This window comes from Maritimibacter sp. UBA3975, assembly GCF_002384975.1.
Taxonomy (GTDB): Bacteria; Pseudomonadota; Alphaproteobacteria; order Rhodobacterales; family Rhodobacteraceae; genus Maritimibacter.
The window spans coordinates 65,452-65,750 of the sequence record NZ_DGCP01000002.1 but is presented as its reverse complement, the minus strand read 5'-3'; the positions used below and the strand labels follow the sequence as shown (position 1 = coordinate 65,750).

The following is a 299-nucleotide window of genomic DNA, read 5'->3' as shown; positions in this document are numbered from 1 at the left end:
CGGCGAATGTTTCGTCTTCGACGGTCGGGTGAGTGTCGGGCACGGATTGGCCGAAGGGCCGCACGAGATGTGCCACGCCTGCCGCCGCCCGATCCTGCCCGAAGACAAGGGCCGGCCGGACTACGAAGAAGGCGTCTCGTGCCACCAGTGCATCGACGACTATGACGAGGCCCGGCGCGAACGCTTCCGCGAACGGCAACGCCAGATCGCCCTGTCGCGCGCGCGGGGCGAGCGGCACCTGGGGCCACGCTAGAGGTTTCGTCGCAGGCTGACGCCTGCGCCGACCCGCCGGGGGAGGC

1 pseudogene is annotated in these 299 nt (G+C 70.6%); it reads left to right on the top strand.

What is annotated here, in order from left to right:
- Window positions 1-253: pseudogene (locus B2585_RS00620) on the top strand (hypothetical protein); the annotation flags it as partial.
- Between the last annotated feature and the right edge of the window lie 46 nt (window positions 254-299).